Origin of the sequence: Rhizobium sp. AC27/96 (assembly GCF_001692325.1) — a bacterium.
Taxonomy (GTDB): domain Bacteria; phylum Pseudomonadota; class Alphaproteobacteria; order Rhizobiales; family Rhizobiaceae; genus Rhizobium.
In genome coordinates this window covers 1-1,445 of record NZ_LXKN01000071.1, presented here as the reverse complement: position 1 = coordinate 1,445, position 1,445 = coordinate 1, and the positions used below count along the sequence as shown (strand labels likewise).

The 1,445-nt window shown below is 61.1% G+C and carries 1 protein-coding gene; it reads left to right on the top strand.

Features of this window, described 5'->3' with window-relative positions; translation table 11 throughout:
- Positions 1-1,445, top strand: a 1,445-nt coding sequence (locus A6U86_RS35060) for a condensation domain-containing protein (RefSeq protein WP_244510143.1), incomplete at both ends; no start/stop codon positions are given.

Below are 1,445 nucleotides of genomic sequence, written 5' to 3'. Positions count from 1 at the left end.
CGGGAGTTCCGGTCGCCAGATGCTGCCGGCCATCAGGCCTGTCGACCGCGCTGGCGTGTTGCCGCTCTCATTTGCCCAGCAGCGCCTGTGGTTCCTCGGACAGTTGGACGGGGTCAGTGCGAGCTATCATATTCCGTTGGCCTTGCGACTGCATGGCCCCCTTGATCGTAAGGCCCTTGGCCATAGTCTGGACAGGGTGTGGGCGCGTCACGAGGGACTGCGGAGCGTGTTTGTCGCCAAGGGCGGCGAGCCGCATGTTGAGCTTCTGGATGCGGATGCAGGATTTAACCTGGTTGACCACGACCTTCGCGGCGATGAGCATGCTCTGGAGCATCTGGCCGAGCTTTGCCGGGCGGAAGCAGAGGCCCCCTTCGATCTTGCACGGACCCCCCTGGTTCGGGGCCGCCTGATCCAGCTTGGGGATGAGGCGCATGTCCTTGTTCTGACCCACCACCACATTGTCTCGGACGGCTGGTCGATCAAGGTGTTCCTGCGTGAGCTGGAGACATTGTATGGAGCGTTCGTGCGCGGGCGGGAAGACCCGTTGCCGGCGCTGGATGTACAATATCCCGACTATGCTGTGTGGCAGCGTCAATGGCTTTCCGGCGAACGTCAGGCCTTGCAGGCGCGATACTGGGGCTCTGATCTTGCCGATGCGCCGGCCTTGCTGGCCTTGCCGACGGATCGTGCACGTCCGCCGCAACAATCCTCTGCCGGCGCCCATGTGGCTATCCGGCTCGATGGCGAACTGACGCGCGCGCTCAGAGCATTGAGCCTTCGGCACGGGACGACCCTGTTCATGACGGTTCTGGCGGCATGGGCGGGTGTCTTGTCGCGGCTATCCGGTCAGGACGATATTGTCATAGGCACGCCTGTTGCAAACCGCGGTCGTACAGAGACGGAGGGCCTGATCGGCTTCTTCGTGAACACGCTTGCCCTACGGATCGACCTGTCCGGATCGCCCGACGTTGGCGCGCTTCTGTCGCGGGTTCGTTCGAAGGTTCTTGCCGGTCAGGACCATCAGGACCTTCCATTCGAGCAGGTGGTCGAGATCGTCCAGCCAGCCCGTCGTCTTGACCACACTCCGCTGTTCCAGGTGATGTTCTCCTGGCAGAACGAGGATGTCGTTGCCTCGACGACGCTTGATGGTCTTTTGGTGACGCCGGTCGAGATGGACTATGAGGTCGCCAAGTTTGATCTAGAGCTTGCTCTGAGTGAAGCTGACGATGAGCTCGTGGGCAGTCTTGGCTACTCGACCGCATTGTTCGATGCATCGACGATCGAACGTCATACCGGCTATCTGGAAGCAATGCTGAGCGGTTTTGTTGCGGATGCGGCATCCGTCATCGGCCGGATTGATTTGCTTGGCGTTCAGGAGCGTCATCTCCTGCTTGAGGACTGGAATGACACGGCCACCGCCTTTGCTGAGGACGCCTGCATCCATG